Annotated in this window: 15 protein-coding genes; 4 read left to right on the top strand and 11 right to left on the bottom strand. The window is 66.9% G+C overall.

Features of this window, described 5'->3' with window-relative positions; all coding sequences use genetic code 11:
* Positions 1 to 114 precede the first annotated feature (114 nt).
* Positions 115 to 768: a peroxiredoxin-like family protein gene (locus QQL87_RS06195; RefSeq protein ID WP_284416548.1), complete on the top strand. Its 654-nt coding sequence runs from the start codon at positions 115 to 117 to the stop codon at positions 766 to 768.
* Between the two features lie 28 nt (positions 769 to 796).
* On the top strand, positions 797 to 1603 hold the full coding sequence (locus QQL87_RS06190) for an SDR family NAD(P)-dependent oxidoreductase (RefSeq protein ID WP_284416549.1): 807 nt from the start codon (positions 797 to 799) through the stop codon (positions 1601 to 1603).
* Positions 1604 to 1622: 19 nt separating this feature from the next.
* Here the strand turns inward: QQL87_RS06190 and QQL87_RS06185 are convergent, their stop codons facing one another.
* The 6 genes from QQL87_RS06185 to QQL87_RS06160 all read right to left on the bottom strand — a co-directional run bounded on the left by QQL87_RS06185 (position 1623) and on the right by QQL87_RS06160 (position 8211).
* Positions 1623 to 2216 (bottom strand): hypothetical protein, encoded by a 594-nt coding sequence (locus QQL87_RS06185; protein WP_284416551.1) that lies wholly within the window; start codon positions 2214 to 2216, stop codon positions 1623 to 1625.
* A gap of 823 nt (positions 2217 to 3039) precedes the next feature.
* Positions 3040 to 3384: a Lin0512 family protein gene (locus QQL87_RS06180; protein ID WP_257165521.1), complete on the bottom strand. Its 345-nt coding sequence runs from the start codon at positions 3382 to 3384 to the stop codon at positions 3040 to 3042.
* Between the two features lie 344 nt (positions 3385 to 3728).
* The gene (locus QQL87_RS06175; protein WP_284416553.1) at positions 3729 to 4502 is read right to left on the bottom strand and encodes a DeoR/GlpR family DNA-binding transcription regulator; all 774 of its coding nucleotides are present in this window, start codon (positions 4500 to 4502) and stop codon (positions 3729 to 3731) included.
* Entirely contained in the window at positions 4499 to 6187 is a 1689-nt protein-coding gene (locus tag QQL87_RS06170) for an ABC transporter permease subunit (RefSeq protein ID WP_284416554.1), read from the bottom strand. Before QQL87_RS06170 ends, QQL87_RS06175 begins: the two co-directional genes overlap by 4 nt.
* Complete coding sequence (locus QQL87_RS06165; protein ID WP_284416555.1) at positions 6184 to 7191, bottom strand: ABC transporter ATP-binding protein; 1008 nt, start codon at positions 7189 to 7191, stop codon at positions 6184 to 6186. The genes QQL87_RS06170 and QQL87_RS06165 overlap by 4 nt, the downstream gene beginning before the upstream one ends.
* Before the next feature lie 12 nt (positions 7192 to 7203).
* Positions 7204 to 8211 carry an ABC transporter substrate-binding protein gene (locus QQL87_RS06160; protein ID WP_284416556.1) on the bottom strand — a complete coding sequence of 336 codons (1008 nt, stop codon included), beginning with the start codon at positions 8209 to 8211 and terminating at the stop codon, positions 7204 to 7206.
* A 280-nt stretch (positions 8212 to 8491) separates the two neighbouring features.
* Between QQL87_RS06160 and QQL87_RS06155 the strand changes: the two genes are divergently transcribed.
* Together QQL87_RS06155 and eutC are read left to right on the top strand one after the other, a co-directional pair.
* Entirely contained in the window at positions 8492 to 9880 is a 1389-nt protein-coding gene (locus QQL87_RS06155) for an ethanolamine ammonia-lyase subunit EutB (RefSeq protein WP_284416557.1), read from the top strand.
* Positions 9877 to 10668, top strand: coding sequence for an ethanolamine ammonia-lyase subunit EutC (eutC, locus tag QQL87_RS06150; protein WP_284416558.1), 792 nt, complete (start codon positions 9877 to 9879; stop codon positions 10666 to 10668). The genes QQL87_RS06155 and eutC overlap by 4 nt, the downstream gene beginning before the upstream one ends.
* A gap of 20 nt (positions 10669 to 10688) precedes the next feature.
* On the opposite strand, the gene QQL87_RS06145 is transcribed toward eutC, so the two are convergent.
* The 5 genes from QQL87_RS06145 to QQL87_RS06125 are packed head-to-tail and all read right to left on the bottom strand — an operon-like array spanning position 10689 to position 15287.
* Entirely contained in the window at positions 10689 to 11408 is a 720-nt protein-coding gene (locus tag QQL87_RS06145; RefSeq protein WP_284416560.1) for an ABC transporter ATP-binding protein, read from the bottom strand.
* Positions 11401 to 12156, bottom strand: a complete 756-nt coding sequence (locus QQL87_RS06140) for an ABC transporter ATP-binding protein (protein WP_284416563.1) — start codon at positions 12154 to 12156, stop codon at positions 11401 to 11403. Before QQL87_RS06140 ends, QQL87_RS06145 begins: the two co-directional genes overlap by 8 nt.
* The gene (locus tag QQL87_RS06135) at positions 12153 to 13154 is read right to left on the bottom strand and encodes a branched-chain amino acid ABC transporter permease (RefSeq protein ID WP_284416564.1); all 1002 of its coding nucleotides are present in this window, start codon (positions 13152 to 13154) and stop codon (positions 12153 to 12155) included. The genes QQL87_RS06140 and QQL87_RS06135 overlap by 4 nt, the downstream gene beginning before the upstream one ends.
* Positions 13154 to 14026 carry a branched-chain amino acid ABC transporter permease gene (locus tag QQL87_RS06130; protein ID WP_284416566.1) on the bottom strand — a complete coding sequence of 291 codons (873 nt, stop codon included), beginning with the start codon at positions 14024 to 14026 and terminating at the stop codon, positions 13154 to 13156. The genes QQL87_RS06135 and QQL87_RS06130 overlap by 1 nt, the downstream gene beginning before the upstream one ends.
* Positions 14027 to 14036: 10 nt before the next feature.
* Positions 14037 to 15287 (bottom strand): ABC transporter substrate-binding protein, encoded by a 1251-nt coding sequence (locus tag QQL87_RS06125; RefSeq protein ID WP_284416568.1) that lies wholly within the window; start codon positions 15285 to 15287, stop codon positions 14037 to 14039.
* Between the last annotated feature and the right edge of the window lie 3 nt (positions 15288 to 15290).

Here is a 15290-nt window from a genome sequence, read left to right as displayed (position 1 = left end):
GCTCCCATGGAGCGCGCCGACATCTGCTCATATGCGATAGCCCTGCCGCAAGCGGGGAGAGTTGAAGACCGAGCAAGCCGCACGATCACACCAACTCATCAGGATCCCATCATCATGTCCCTGCAAACCGAACTCGATGCCTTCAAGTCCGCCTGGACCTCCCGCGTCGGCGACGATATCGCGAGCCTCGTCGAGAACGACAACGCAACGCTGCAAGACCTCGCAGCGCGCGCCGTCGGCGAAGGCGCAACGTTCCCCGCGCTCACTCTGCCCAACCACAAAGGCGGCGTCACCGACCTCGCGGCTGTCATGGCGGAGAGCGCCCTGATCGTGACCTTCTATCGCGGCGGCTGGTGCCCCTACTGCAATCTCGAGCTGCGCGCCTATCAGGCGCTGCTGCCGGAGATCTCAGCCCGCGGCGCGCGGCTGGTCGCAGTCTCGCCCGAGACGCCGGACCACACGCTGACGACGGCTGAGAAGAACGCGCTTGCCTTCGACGTGCTCTCGGACACCGACGGCCGCCTCGCCGACGCGCTCGGCATCCGCTACGAGCTGTCGGCGTCGATCAAGGCGCTGTATCAGAAGTTCGGTCATGACCTTCCCGTTCACAATGGCGACGGCCGCTGGTCGCTGCCGGTGCCCGCGACCTATGTCGTCGGCAAAGGCGGACGCATCCTGCGCGCTCACGTGAGCCCGGATTATCGCACGCGGCTGGAGCCAGCCGCTGCACTGGCTGCGCTCGCAGCCCCTGCAACCTTCGCTGCCTGATCACCGCGCGCGCCGAGGAGAAAATGCCATGACACTCGACGGCAAGGTCGCTCTCATCACCGGCGGCGGCAGCGGCATCGGCCGCAGCACCGCCCTCGCGCTCGCCGCACGCGGCGTTCACCTCGTGTTGTTCGGCCGGACCCGCGCCAAGCTCGCGGAGACCGCTGCGCTCGCCGCCGCTCACGGCGTCCGGATCGAGACGGTCGACGGCGATGTCGCCGACGGGACCGCCTGCACAGCGACGCTCGCCGCCGCAAGCGAGCGTTTCGGCCGGCTCGACATCCTCGTCAACAATGCCGGCAATGTGCGCGCCGGCCGCCTGGATGCAACCGATGTCGCCGAACTCCGCGCCATGATCGAGGTCGACCTGCTCGCCCCGATCCTGTGGACCCGTGCTGCGCTGCCCCAACTGCGCGCCAGCGGCGACGGCGCGATCGTCAATGTCGCCTCGGGCATCGCGCTGGTTGGCGCGCCGTTCTACGCCACCTATGCCGCAGCGAAAGCGGGCCTTGCACGCTTCGGCGAGGCCTTGCACCGCGAGTTGCTGGACGAGGGCGTGCGCGTGCTGACGGTCTATCCCGGGGCCACCGAGACGCCGATGATGGCAAGCAACAAGGCCGGTCCCGATCTCGGCTTCGCACGCGAAGCGCCGGAGATGGTCGCTGATGCGCTGGTCGAGGGCCTCGTGTCCGGCGCCCGCGAGGTGATCCGTGCCAACGAGACCCGGCGCGCGATGATCGCGCTCAACCGCGACCGTCCCGAAGCGATCGACGAGCGTTTCCGGCAGATGAAGGCGCGGCTCGAAGACGCGGTGGCCGGCCATCACGCGCCCTGACCGGCCGCGAGCCCGCGCATCAGTCGCAATCGACCGGCCCGGGCAGGTCCAGGGCCGAGCGGAGACGCCCCTGTCCCCGCCGGTACAGGGTCGCATAGCTCGCGGCCGCCAGCAGGTCATCGTACGGCACGAAACCCTCGACGACCTTGTTGAACGCAATGGCGCCGCAGCCCAGCGTTGCGCAGTCGCGCTTCTGCTTCGGGCAGCTGTTGAAGTCGCAGAGCCGGCCGAGATAGCGATCCGTCCCCGGCTCGATCAGGAAGATCTCCACCTGGTGTCCCACCGTGCCCGGCCCGGTCCCGGCCTTGTAGGCTGCAGACATGGTGGCATCGCGGGCCCGGCGGATGTCGGACAGACGATGCTGCGAGCTGATCCACACCGCAAGGTCGAGGTCCTTGCACTCGTGCCAGACCTCGATGCCGGCCCGGCGAAACTCGCGAAAGCGCGGCACCTCCTTCCACAGTGGCTTCGCAACCGAGCCGATCACGGCAATCGCCTCGATCTCCTCGAATGCGGCCAGCGCGTCGGTGACAATGTCCGCGGCCCTGCGGAAGTCGTGCTGTTGACGCAGCAGATAGTCGTTCTGCTGTTTGATCTCGGTGCGCGATACCATCTCGTTCCGGTCGGTCGTGCGCGGCTTTGGCGCTCAGGTCATTCCGCACTCATGATTGGGGTTCCATCGGGCCATCATGAGTCATGGTTATAACATTTCGAGCCTGCCTTTTTATTGCACGAGCTCGACATTCGGAAGTCTCGACGACGACCCTGCCCGTCGGGCGACTCAATCAGCGCCTTCACGCGGACGGCCGACCTCACGCGATTGGCGCGCGCCACATCCGGCCCGCGCGCAAGAGAATTTTTCTGCAGCGCTCTCAATGCACTGAGCGATTCTGCTCAGAGCGAGCGAAAGATTTTGCTTTCGTTTTTCCGAATTTCATGAAACACTGCCCCGTCCCGCCTCGTCATGAGGGGCGCTTCGCGATCGTCACGAACGTGGAGGCGGTGATGCGATGGGCGCAGTTCTGCCGCAGCATGGTTTTCCGTGCGGACGAACGGCAGGATGCGCCGGCGAAATCGTGTGGTCCTGGCATCGCGGTGCTGATGCCAAATCGGCGGTGATGATGATCCGTCGGTGACGGGGGCAAGACAGCCGATCCCCGGGGAGAGCACGTATAAGCCGGAAAACCGTTGCGCAGGGAAGGCCGGAATGTCCGGCTGAGCCTGTGGTTCCTGCCCCGTGCACTTCTTCACGCACGGGGGCCGCGGGTATCAGCGGATACCCGGTCTTCCCTGCGCCCTCTGTTCAAGAGAGGGACATCGTTCTGATATCACCCGGGTGCGCAACGCACCGCGGGATCGCAAGCGCACGGGCTGTTTGACATTCACGTCAGAACGACACGCACATGATGCATGTGTGCCAGCCTACGTCCCGTGGCCTACTTCCCGTCATCGAGATGGACCAGCACCGCGGCGTTGGCGATGATGATGGCATCGCTGCCGGCCTCAGCGGGAATCTCGAGCCCGCCCTTCACGGCGGTCACGGTCACCGTGCCATAGGGCAGCTCCTTGGCGACCGCTGCGGTGTCGACGGCCTCCGGATTCGGCACGGCGATCGTGACGTCGACCAGCATGTCCTGCGGCGTCTTGCCGACCATGCGGAAGAAGCCGAGGCTGGAATGGCGGATCGCATCGGACACCGCGCGCTTCGCAGCCTTGGTGGCGTCGCGGCCATGGACGTCGACGCCCATGCCCATCTCGGTGATACAGCGGATGCGCGCCATGTCTTGTTCCCTCGATATTGCGTTATTTGGCGCGCGACCTTAGCGCGCACGATGCCAAGCGCAACTGCGGAGAGGATCGCTCTGCTGTCCCTCAATGGGAGGCGCGCTGCGAACAGGCGCTTTGCGGCCGTCCTTCGAGACGCCCGCCTGCGGCGGGCCCCTCAGGACGAGGACCGAGTGCGCGGCCTGACCTCTTTGGCGAACCCCGCTTGCGACCCTCTCCATGAACACGCTGCTTATGACCAAACTACTGCGCCGATCTCGAAACCCGCCCCTCATGGTGAGGAGCGCCGTCTTCGGCGCGTCTCGAACCATGAGGCCCCCACAGCCGATCGCCGTGCCACTCAGGCGATCACGACCTCGCCGACCACGCCGCGCAGCGCAGCGAGCCCGGGCTCATCAGCAGCGCGCGCATCGGTGATCAGGCTGTCGATGCGGTCGGGCGCGCAAGTGGCGACGCGGCTGGTCTGGCCGATCTTGCTGTGGTCGGCGAGGATCAGCACGCGCTTGGCCGCGGCCGCCATCGCGCGGGCGACGTTCGCCTCCTCGATGTCGAAGCTGGTGGCGCCATAGCGATGGTCGATCCCGACCGGCGACAGCAGCGCGATATCGGCCTGCCAGCGCTGGATCTCGGCGACCGTGGTCGAGCCGAACGTCGCCGCCAGGGTGCTGCCGAGTTCGCCGCCGAGCACCATGACGCGGTTGCTGCGCTCCCCGGAAGCACCGCCGATGATGGTCGCGACCTCGAACGAATTGGTGACGATGGTGAGGCCCGCCAAGGTCGCGAGCTCGCGGGCGAGGATCGAGACCGTCGAGCCGACATCGAGAAACAAGGTCTGGCCAGGGCTGACCATGCGCGCCGCGGCCTGCGCGATGCGGGTCTTCTCGGCGAGGCGGACGCGGGCGCGGACCGTGATCGGCGGCTCGGCCTCCGGCGCGATCGCTGCGACGCCGCCATGGACACGGCGCAGTTCGCCGCGCGCTTCGAGCGCGAGGACATCACGGCGCACGGTCTCGCGGGAGACGCCGAGATCGGTGGCGATGCGATCGGTGGTGGCGCGGCCGACAGTGGCGAGCAGCGCGCGGATGCGCTGGTGGCGATCCTCCTGCAGCATCATCGGCGCCCGCCGCGCGCCGCCAGCCATTTCAGCGCCAGCTGCATCGCCAGCGCCGCCGCACAGACCACCAGCATGATGCAGGTCGAGAACGCCGCGGCCTGCGATACGAAGCCGGCCTCGTCGAGCCGCATTACAGACACCGCGGCGATGCCGAGCGAAGGCGTGACCAGGAAGATCACGGCCGACAGCGTCACCATCGAGCGCATGAACAGGAAGAAGAACACGGAGATCAAAGTGGGCGTCATCACCGGAATGATGACGTTGGCGAGCACCTCACCGGCACCGCTGCCGAGGCAGGTCGCAGCCTCCTCCAGCGCCGGCGGCACCGCGCGCATGCCGGTGACCATCGTGAGAAAGCCCTGGGTGTGGTAGTGATAGAAGTTGCACAGCGCGAGCAGCAGCGCCGACCCGTACAGCACCGACAGCGGCGATCCCGCGATGTTGAAGGCGAAGATGTAGGACAGGCCAAGCACGAGGCCGGGCACGCCGACCGGCATCGTCGCGACGAGATAGACGATCTTGGCCGGCAACGACGGCAGCCGGCGGATGCCATAGACCAGCGCGAACAGCAGGAAGGTGCCGACGCTCGCGGCCACGACGGAGACCAGAAGCGAGGTCCACAGCGGCGCATAGCCGCCGCTCAGGGTGATGTCATAGTGCTTGAGCGTGAAGGTCAGCCGGTACGGCCAGAGACGCATGAAGCTCGCATAGATGACGACGCCGATGACGGCCAGCACCGACAAGGTCGCAAGGCCCGTGACGATGGACAGCGGCACGTCGCGCGCCGGCACGAAGCTGAGCTGCGGCGGCACCGCCCCTTCGGCGCCGCCGCCGAACTGGCGCTGCGCGGCGACGCGCTCGATGTAGACGGCAATCCCGGTCGGCGCGAGCAGCAGCAGGCCGACGACCGCGCCGATGCCGAACTTCATCTGCCCGGTGACCTGGTTGTAGATCTCGGTCGCGAGCACGGCATAGTCGCCGCCGATGACGGCGGCATTGCCGAAATCGGTGATGGTCACCGTGAACACGACGAAGCCAGCGCTGAGCAGGCCGAACTTCACGTTCGGCAGGGTGATGTCGAAGAACTGGCGCCAGCGGCCGGCGCCCATCACCTCGGCGGCGTCGTAATAGCGCGCATCGGCATGGGCGAGCGCGGCTTTCAGGATCAGTACCGCCTGCGGCAGCGCGTACAGCACGTCGGCGATCAGGAGGCCCGGCAGGCCGTAGATGTCGATGCGCTTGCCGAGCATGCCGCTGATCAGGCCGTTGCGCCCGAGCAGGAAGATCAGGCCGAGCCCGAGCACCAGCGACGGCGCCAGCATCGGCAGCGCCAGCACCGCGGAGATGATGCGCGCGCCGGGCACGCGGGTCCGGGTCATCGTATAGGCGAGCACGAAGCCAAGGACGAGGCAGACGGCTGTCGTGGCGAGCCCGAGCGTCAGGCTGTTGAGGGTCGCCTTAAGGATGCCAGGCGTGCGCGCCAGCGCCACGTAGTTGGCAAAGCCGATGCTGCCGTCATCGGCGACCAGGCTGCGCCGCAGCATCATCGCCAGCGGGAAAACGAAGAAGATCAGCAGCGCGAGGCATGGCAGCGCGATGGCCGCAGCGATCAGCAGGCGATCGTTGCCGGCCCGGCGCAGCCGGAAACCGCTGCGCTCGGCGACCTCGACGGCGGCGATGCTCACGCGCGCACCCAGCCGCAGCCGGCGGCGTCGACCGACACCGCGACGGCAGCTCCAGGAGCGACGCCCCCGACATGGCCGGTCTGCACCATCAGCTCGCGGCCCTTCCAGGCGACCTTGGTGCGGCTGATGTTGCCGAGGAAGGTGACGTCGACCACCCTCGCCTCGCCCGCGTCGAGAGGTTGAAGCCGCACATGTTCGGGACGCAGGCAGGCGAGATAATCCGCATCGGCGCCGTCGGGGCGCGAATTCATCAGTGCCGGCATGGCGTCGCGCACCCAGTCGGTCGGCAGCAGATTGCTGCTGCCCATGAAGTCGGCCACGAACTTCGTCGCCGGCCTGAGATAGAGGTCCTGGGGCGCGCCGACCTGCTCGATACGGCCGGCATTCATGCAGACGATCCGGTCGGACAGCATCATCGCCTCCTCCTGGTCGTGGGTGACCATGACGGTGGGGATGCCAAGCCGGCGCTGCAGCTCGCGGATTTCGACGCGCAGATCGGCGCGCACCTTGGCATCGAGCGCCGAAAGTGGTTCGTCGAGCAGGATCAGCCGCGGATCGACCGCCACGGCACGCGCCAGCGCCACGCGCTGCTGCTGGCCGCCGGACAGCTGATACGGCAGGCGGTCGGCCAGATGCGGCAGCTTGATCAGCTCCAAGAGCTCGGCGACGCGCGCGGCGATCTTCGCGCGCTCGGCTTTGCGGATGCGCATGCCGTAGCCGATGTTCTCGGCCACCGTCATGTTGGGGAACAGCGAGTAGGACTGGAACACGATGCCGAAGCCGCGCTCGCGCGCCGGCACCGCGCTGAGGTCCTTGCCGTCGAGCAGCAGCCGGCCGCTGTCCTGGGTCAGCAGGCCGGCGATGATGCGCAGAAGCGTGGTCTTGCCGCAGCCGCTCGGCCCGAGCAGGCAGACGAACTCGCTGCCCTCGACCGTCAGGGAGATGCGGTCGAGCGCTGTGAAATCGTCGAACGTCTTGTGCAGGCGGTCGAGCTCCAGCGTCATGAGAGCCCCCGCTCAGCGGCCGATGCTGGTCTGCCAGTTTTTCAGGATGCCGTCGCGCTCCTTGGCGGAACGGGCGAAGTCGATCGGATACACCGCCTTGGCGACGTCGGCGGGAAAGCCTGCGGTCTGCGCGGCTTTCGACGGCGCGGTGCCGGCGATGGTCACCATCTCCTTGTAGCTCGTGTAAAGCGTGGCGGCCTCGGGCGACAAGGTCCAGTCGAGGAAGCGCTTGGCATCGGCCTTGTTCTTGGCCGCCTTCATCAGCCCGGAGGCCTCGAGCTCATAGCCCGCGCCGTCGGTCGGGATCACCATCTTGATCGGAAAGCCCTCCTCGATCGACTTGATCGCGGCGAAGGCCAGCGAGCCGCCGATCGCGAATTCACCGCCGCGCGCCGCCTTGCACGGCCGCGAGCCGGACTTGATGTACTGCGCGACGTTGCCGTCGAGCGCTTTGAGAAACTGCCAGCCCTTCTCCTCGCCCTGCGACTGCAGGATGCCGGCGATCTGCATGTAGCCGGTGCCGGAGGAGACCGGGTTCGGCAGCACCACCTCGCCCTTGTAGACGGGATTGGTGAGATCCTTCCACGAGGTCGGCATCGGCAGATTCTTCGCCTTCAGCACCTCGGTGTTGACGCAGAACGCGGTGACGTAGCCGGTGGCGGCGAACCAGCTGGCGTCAGCGCCCTTGGCGGAGGCCGGCAGCTTGTCGGCGCCCTTCACCTCATAGGGCTCGAGCAGCGCCGTGATGCGCGGATCGAGCATGTTGGTGACGGCCCAGCCCCAGATCACATCATGCTGCGGATTGCCGGACTCGGCGATGATGCGGGCGCCGAGATCGCCGGTCGACAGCCGGAGCACCTTGAGATCGACGTCGGGCAGCGCGGTCTTGGCGGCCTTCACGTAGTCGGCGATCTCGTCCTCTTCCAGCGCGGTATAGACCGTCACCGTCCCCGCCTGAGCGGCCGCCCCGAGCATCAAGAGAGCGAGACTTGCGGAGAGGCCCTTCAACAGCTGCAACATCGTCATGTCCCTCATGAGCCGCGGCGCAGGCCCGGTCTATTGTGGATTTGAGTGATTATTTGCAAATTTGTGGAACCGCGTCTACTCTGATTGCGCATATGTCGTGCAAATCAGCAATTGCCCACGATAGAGGCATCCGCTCTGGGCCGAGCGCTCGCGTCGCCTGGCCGGACCCGCGCATGCGGTTTGCAGGCGCAGCAGCGCGCGAGCGTTTGTTTGCGATGCCGACATTTGCCGCTGATAGTCACGGGACGGCGTGACGAGACAGGACAGAAGGCCAATGGGTTTTTCACACACGCTGGGCGGCACGATTTATCGCTTCGATGACCTCAGAACCCTGCTGGCGAAAGCCACGCCGTTGCGCTCGGGCGATGTGCTCGCGGGCCTCGCGGCGCAGGATGCGGCCGAGCGCGTCGCGGCGAGGATGGCGCTTGCCGACCTGCCGCTGCGGCACTTTCTCAACGAGGCCGTCATTCCCTATGAGAGCGACGAGGTCACGCGGCTGATCGTCGACCAGCATGACGGCCACGCCTTTGCACCGGTGGCGAGCCTCACGGTCGGCGCGTTCCGCGAATGGCTGCTGTCGGACGCGACCGACGCGACGATGCTCGCCGCGGTCTCGCCCGGCCTCACGCCCGAGATGGTCGCTGCCGTCTGCAAGATCATGCGGCTGCAGGATCTCGTCACGGTCGCCGCGAAATGCGAGGTGGTCACCCGCTTCCGCTGCACCATCGGCCTGCCCGGCCGGATGTCGACGCGTCTGCAGCCCAATCACCCACTCGACGATCCCAAGGGCGTTGCGGCCTCGATCCTCGACGGGCTGATGTATGGCGTCGGCGACGCCACCATCGGCATCAATCCGGCGAGCGACGACGTCGACACCATGATGCGGCTGCTCGACATGATCGAGACGCTGCGGCTCGCGTCCAACGCGCCGATCCAGTCCTGCGTGCTCGCGCATGTCACGACGGCGCTGAAGGCGATCGAGCGCCGCGCGCCGGTGGATCTCGTGTTCCAGTCGCTCGCCGGCACCGAGGAGGCCAACCGCGGCTTTGGCATCACGCTGTCGCTGCTGGATGAGGCGCTCGCCGCAGCCGAAAGCCTGCAGCGCTGTCCGGCCGGCGGCAACGTGATGTATTTCGAGACCGGCCAAGGCAGCGAGCTGTCATCAGCCGGACATTGCGGCGTCGACCAGCAGACCTTGGAGGCGCGCTGCTATGCGGTGGCGCGGCGCTACCGGCCGCTGCTGGTCAATACCGTGGTCGGCTTCATCGGCCCGGAATATCTCTATGACGGCAAGCAGATCATGCGCGCGGGGCTGGAGGATCACTTCTGCGGCAAGCTGCTCGGGCTGCCGATGGGCTGCGACGTCTGCTACACCAACCACGCCGAGGCCGACCAGGACGACATGGACGCGCTGCTGACCTTGCTCGGCGTTGCCGGCTGCACCTACATCATGGGCGTGCCCGGCGCCGACGACATCATGCTGAACTATCAGAGCACCTCGTTCCATGACGCGCTCTACGTCCGCAAGGTTCTGGGCAAGCGCGCCGCGCCGGAGTTCGAGGCGTGGCTGGCGGCGACCGGGATCAGCGACGCCCAAGGTGAATTGCGCTTCGAGCCGGCGCGGCTGATGCCGGCGCTGCCGCTGCTGGAGGCCGAGCGATGAGCGGCCCGGACGATGTGAAGACACCGGCGACGTCGTCACCCGACGACTGGACCTGGCTGTCGCGCTACACCGAGGCGCGCATCGCGCTGGGACGTTGTGGCCCGGGCCTGCCGACATCGGCGCATCTCGGCTTCCAGGCCGCACATGCCGAGGCGCGCGATGCCGTGCTGAAGCCGTTCGATGCCGAGGGCTTTGCTGTGGACGTCGCTGCGCACGGCTGGGATGCGCTCGCCGTGCACAGCCGCGCCGCCGATCGCGCCACTTATTTGCAGCGTCCCGACGCAGGCCGCCTGCTCTCGCCAGCGTCAGAGACGCTGCTGTCCGAGCCACGCGCGCCGGCCGACATCGTGCTGGTGGTGGCCGATGGGCTGAGCAGCCGCGCGGTGCAGGTCAACGCCCTGCCCGTGCTCGAACAGCTGATGCCACGTCTGGCGGCCACCGGCCGACGACTGTCGCCGATCATCGTCGCATCACAAGGCCGCGTCGCGCTCGCCGATCATATCGGCGAGCTGTTCGGCGCGTCCGCCTCGATCATCCTGATCGGCGAGCGGCCGGGCCTGAGCGCGGCGGACTCGCTCGGCCTCTACCTGACGTGGATGCCGCGCCGTGGCCGCGTCGATTCCGAACGCAACTGCATCTCCAATGTCCGCCAGGGCGGACTCGCGCCGGCGGATGCCGCGGCCCAGGCTGCAGAATTGATCGAACGCATGTTCCGCCATCAGGCCGCCGGCGTCAGCCTTGCGCGTCTGCCGCAGCTTCCAGCACTGGAGAACGATGGATCGTCATGATGCCGGCGAAGGCCGAACCATCACACCGCGCAATAGCGGTCCTGGATGTCCTTGTCGGCGAGCAGCGCGGCCGCGCTGCTCTCATGCACGACCTCGCCCTGATCGATGATGACGGCGCGATCGGCCAGCCGCAGCGCCCATTCGACGTTCTGCTCGACCAACAGAAGCGTCTTGCCCTGGTCGCGCAGCCGGCGGAACAAGACGCCCATCTCCTCGACCAGCACCGGCATGATGCCTTCCGACGGCTCGTCGAGCAGCACCATGCGCGGCCGCGCGATCAGCGCGCGGGCAATCGCCAGCATCTGCTGCTCGCCGCCGGACAGCGTGACGCCCTCCTGGTCGAGCCGCTCCCGCAGCCGCGGAAACGTCTCCGCGATCTCGGCGAACGCCGCGCGCTCCTCGATGTCAGCCTTGGCCGCAACGAGGCCCAGCCGCAGATTCTCGCGCACCGAGAGACCCGGCACGATGCGCCGCTCCTCCGGCACATAAGCGAGGCCGAGATGGAAGCGCCGATGCGCCGCGAGCGGCAGCAGGTCCTGGCCGGCGAAGCGCACCCGGCCCTCGGCCTTCGGCATCAGACCCATGACCGTGCGCAAGGTGGTGGTCTTGCCGGCGCCGTTGCGGCCGACCAGGGCAACCACCTCGCCCTCGTTCACGCGCAGGGAGATGCCGTGCAGGACATGGCTCGCGCCATACCAGGCCTGGACGCCGTCGAGCTCGAGCAACGCGGTCTCAGCCATAACCTTCACTCTGTCCCAGATAGACCCGGCGAACGTCGGGATTGCTGCGGATGTCCTCCGGCTTGCCGTCGGCGAGCAGCCGGCCGTGATGCAGCACCAGCACCCGCTGGCTCAGGCCCAGCACCATCTTCATCTTGTGCTCGACCAAGAGCACCGTGCGCCGCTCCGCCAGCCGCTCCAGCAGCGCGACCATCTCCTTGGTCTCTTCCGGGCCCATGCCGGCGGTCGGCTCGTCCAGCAGCAGCAGTTCCGGCTCGGACACCAATGCGATGGCGATCTCCAGCGCGCGCTGCTGGCCATGCGCCAGATACTTGGCAAGCTCGCCGCGCTTTCCTGTCAGCCCAACCGCTGCCAGCGCGGCATCGGCGCGGTCGCCAAGCTCAACGAGGTCAGCGCGGTTGCGCCAGATGTCATAGCTGACGACCATGGCCTGCGCGGCCACCCGCACGTTCTCGTGCACCGACAGATCGGGGAAGATGTTGGTGATCTGGTACGACCGCGAGATGCCCTGGTGCACGAAGCGATGCTGCGGCAGACCGTTGAGATCCCGCCCCTTGAAGCGCAGCGTGCCGCTGCTCGGCGGCAGCGTCCCGGAGAGGATGTTGAAGAACGTGCTCTTGCCGGCGCCGTTCGGCCCGATGATCGAGGTCAGCTCGCCCGCCGCGAACGACACCGAAATGCCTTCGAGCGCGACGAAGCCGCCGAAGCGGCGGCCGATGCCCTCGGCGCGCAACAGCTCGGTGCTCATCGCCGCTCCCTCGCCCACGGCAACACGTCCAGCAGCGTGCCCCAGATGCCCTTGGGCAGGAACAGCACGAAGACGACGAAGATCGCGCCGACCACGATCTGCCAATGCGGCGTCCACAGCGAGACGACGTCCTCCAGGATCAGGAAGGTCGCGGCGCCAATGAACGGTCCGAAGAAGCTGCGGGCGCCGCCGAGCAGCACCATCATCACGATCATGCCGGAGGTCTGGTAGTGCAGAATGTCGAGCGGGACGATCGACAGATGCAGCGCCGACATGCAGCCGCCAATGGCCGAGATCGCGCCCGACAGCATGAACACGATCAGCTTGCAGCGCTCGACGTCATAGCCGCAGGCCCGCGCCCGCTGCTCGTTCTCGCGAATGGCCTCGATGACGGCGCCGAACGGCGAATTGAGGATCCGCGACTGCACCCAGATGGCCAGCGCCGCAAAGGCCATCAGGACGTAATATTTGTTGAGCGGATCGAGAAAATTGACCTGCACGCCGAGCAGATTGATGTGATCGACCGTGAAGCCGCGCAGCCCGTTCTCGCCGCCGGTGAAGGACGACGCCTGCAACGCCACGTAGTAGACCAGTTGCGCGAGGGCGAGCGTCACCATCGAGAAATAGATGCCGCGGGTGCGCGTCGAGATCGTTCCGATGGCGGCGCCCAACGCCGTACTAGCGGCGATCGCCAGCGGCACCGCGGCGAACCAGGGCAGACCCCAGCGGCCGATGGCGATGCCCGTGAGATACGCGCCGGTCCCGAAGAAGGCGGCGTGGCCGAACGACAGCAGCCCGGTATAGCCGAACAGCAGATTGTAGCCCATCACCACGACGCCGTAGATCAGCACATTCACCGCGAGCGCCTTCGACGGCAGCAGCCAGGGCAGCAGCGCAAGGGCTGCTATCGAGACCAGCACGCGATGGTCGGCCAGCACCGCGAACAGGCGCTGCGCCTGGGGAAGCGGCGGTGCCTCGCCGGTCGACTGCACCGTCATCACGCTCTCCCCTTGAGGCCGAACAGGCCCTGCGGCCGGACCAGCAGCACCGCCGCCATCAGCGCGAACATTACGATGGTCGCCATTTCGGGCGCGAACAGCGCCACCATGCTGATGCAGATGCCGACCATCAATCCTGCGATGACGGCGCCGACGATCGAGCCGAGGCCGCCGATCACGGTCACGACGAATGCCTCCGCGAGCACCAGCGTGCCCATCTCAGGATTGACGCTGCGCATCGGTCCGGCGAGCACGCCGCCGAGCGCGGCGAGGCCGACGCCAAGCCCGAAGATCGCCAGCCACACCTTGCCGATGTCGACGCCGAGCACGCGCATGATCTGGGGGTCACGCGCGCCGGCGCGGACGATGAGGCCGACACGGGTCTTCTCCAAGGTCAGCCACAGCGCCACGAGCACGACGGCCACCAGCGCTATCACGAACAGCCGATATTTCGGAAAGAAGCCGACACCGAGATCGACGACGCCGATCAGCTGCGACGGTGTCGGAAACGGAATGCCGTCGCTGCCGAACACGATGCGCACGCCCTCGACCAGGATATAGCTGAGGCCGAAGGTCAGCAGCAGCGGATCATCGATGGAGCGGCCATAGAGACGCCGCACCAGGACGAACTCGATCAGCATGCCGAAGGCACCGACCAGCAAGGGAGCGAGCAGCAGCCCCCACCAGAAACTTCCGGTCAGCGACGCCAGATACAGGCCGGCATAGGCGCCGATCATGAACAGCGCACCATGCGCGAAATTGACCACGCCCAGCATGCCGAACACGATGGTCAGGCCGAGCGCGGTGATGACCAGCACCGCCCCGAGGGCGATGCCGGAAAACAGCTGCATGATGATCAGCGAGAGGTCCATGCGATCGGGATCAGGTCGCGTGGCCGAGCTCGCTGCAGCTGCGCAGCAGGTCCTCGGTGCCGGCATCGCTGGCCACGATCGTGAACAGATCGTTGTCGTTGGCCATCGCCGATTTCTTCTTGGACTCCAGCACCAGCACCGACTGGACCGATTGATGGTCGCATTTGCGATATTGCTGCGGCCCCTTGGTCAAATCGTATTTCAGCGCCTCGAGGGCGGCGATGACCTTGTCGGTGTCGGTCCCGCCAGCCGCTTGCATCGCCTGCAGCAGCGACCCGACGCCGGAATAGCCGTAGGCGCCGTAGTCGGTCGGGATCGCGCCGCCATTGGCGGCCCGGAACGCAGCGTTGAACTCGGCTGCGGTCTTGTTCTGGGTCTCGAGGCCCCAGTAATAGTTCGCACCGCCGACCACGCCCTCGAACACGTCGGGACCGACGGCGAGGCGCTGGTTGTGCAGGATCACCGGCACCACGATCTTCATCTGCTGCTTGATGCCGAAGTCGACCGCCTGCTTGATCGCATTGGCCTGGTCGCGGCCGAAATTGCTGATGCACAGCACGTCGGGGCGCAGCGACATCAGACGCGGCATGAAGGTCGAATAGTCGGGCGCACCGAACGGATGCAGGATCTCGCCGACGCTCTCGGCGCCGATCGTGGCCTGGGCGCGCTTGAAGCCGCGCAGCATCTCGTGGCCATAGGCATAGTCCGCCACGAGGTGCGCCACCTTCATGCCCTTCTTCAGGGTCTGACGCGCGACCGCAGCCGTGGTCATGTGCGGATTCAGCGCCTCGTGGAAGGTGTATTTGCTGAAATCCTTGACCTCGTTGATGGTGTCGGACTGGCTGATCGAGACGTAGATCACACCTCTCGCGCGGGTCACCTCGTTGACGGCGAGCTGGACGGCGCTGGACAGCGCGCCGACGATGGCGTGCACCTTGTCCTTCTCGATCAGCTCCAGCGTCCGCGTCGCCGCCTCGCCGGCATTGAGCTTGTCGTCGCGCACCAGGAGCTCGACCTTGCGGCCGCCGATGCCGCCCTTGTCGTTGACCAGCTTGACGGCCAGCTCCGCGCATTTGACCTGATCGCGCGCCTCGGCCGCGAAGGGACCGGTCAGCGGCGTCGGGAAACCGATGCGGATGGTGTCGTCCGCCGCACGTCCCAGGCGCGGCATCGCGAGGCTGGCGAGACCAGCCGACATTCCCATGAGCGCCGTGCGCCGGGACACTCCCGTTCGTCGCAGCTTCGTGTCGCGCCTAGCCATGAT

It is taken from the genome of Bradyrhizobium sp. SSBR45G, assembly GCF_030159255.1.
GTDB lineage: Bacteria > Pseudomonadota > Alphaproteobacteria > Rhizobiales > Xanthobacteraceae > Bradyrhizobium.
The sequence above is the reverse complement of the archived record's forward strand: the minus strand, read 5'-3'. Positions and strand labels throughout refer to the sequence as shown.

Bases quoted from the DNA above. Each gene is read 5' to 3' on its own strand.
- eutC (WP_284416558.1), top strand. From the start codon at position 9,877: ATGAGCGGCCCGGACGATGTGAAGACACCGGCGACGTCGTCACCCGAC.
- QQL87_RS06125 (WP_284416568.1), bottom strand. From the start codon at position 15,287: ATGGCTAGGCGCGACACGAAGCTGCGACGAACGGGAGTGTCCCGGCGC.
- QQL87_RS06155 (WP_284416557.1), top strand. From the start codon at position 8,492: ATGGGTTTTTCACACACGCTGGGCGGCACGATTTATCGCTTCGATGAC.
- QQL87_RS06175 (WP_284416553.1), bottom strand. From the start codon at position 4,502: ATGATGCTGCAGGAGGATCGCCACCAGCGCATCCGCGCGCTGCTCGCC.
- QQL87_RS06185 (WP_284416551.1), bottom strand. From the start codon at position 2,216: ATGGTATCGCGCACCGAGATCAAACAGCAGAACGACTATCTGCTGCGT.
- QQL87_RS06145 (WP_284416560.1), bottom strand. From the start codon at position 11,408: ATGGCTGAGACCGCGTTGCTCGAGCTCGACGGCGTCCAGGCCTGGTAT.
- QQL87_RS06130 (WP_284416566.1), bottom strand. From the start codon at position 14,026: ATGGACCTCTCGCTGATCATCATGCAGCTGTTTTCCGGCATCGCCCTC.
- QQL87_RS06165 (WP_284416555.1), bottom strand. From the start codon at position 7,191: ATGACGCTGGAGCTCGACCGCCTGCACAAGACGTTCGACGATTTCACA.
- QQL87_RS06140 (WP_284416563.1), bottom strand. From the start codon at position 12,156: ATGAGCACCGAGCTGTTGCGCGCCGAGGGCATCGGCCGCCGCTTCGGC.
- QQL87_RS06190 (WP_284416549.1), top strand. From the start codon at position 797: ATGACACTCGACGGCAAGGTCGCTCTCATCACCGGCGGCGGCAGCGGC.
- QQL87_RS06195 (WP_284416548.1), top strand. From the start codon at position 115: ATGTCCCTGCAAACCGAACTCGATGCCTTCAAGTCCGCCTGGACCTCC.
- QQL87_RS06180 (WP_257165521.1), bottom strand. From the start codon at position 3,384: ATGGCGCGCATCCGCTGTATCACCGAGATGGGCATGGGCGTCGACGTC.
- QQL87_RS06135 (WP_284416564.1), bottom strand. From the start codon at position 13,154: ATGACGGTGCAGTCGACCGGCGAGGCACCGCCGCTTCCCCAGGCGCAG.
- QQL87_RS06160 (WP_284416556.1), bottom strand. From the start codon at position 8,211: ATGTTGCAGCTGTTGAAGGGCCTCTCCGCAAGTCTCGCTCTCTTGATG.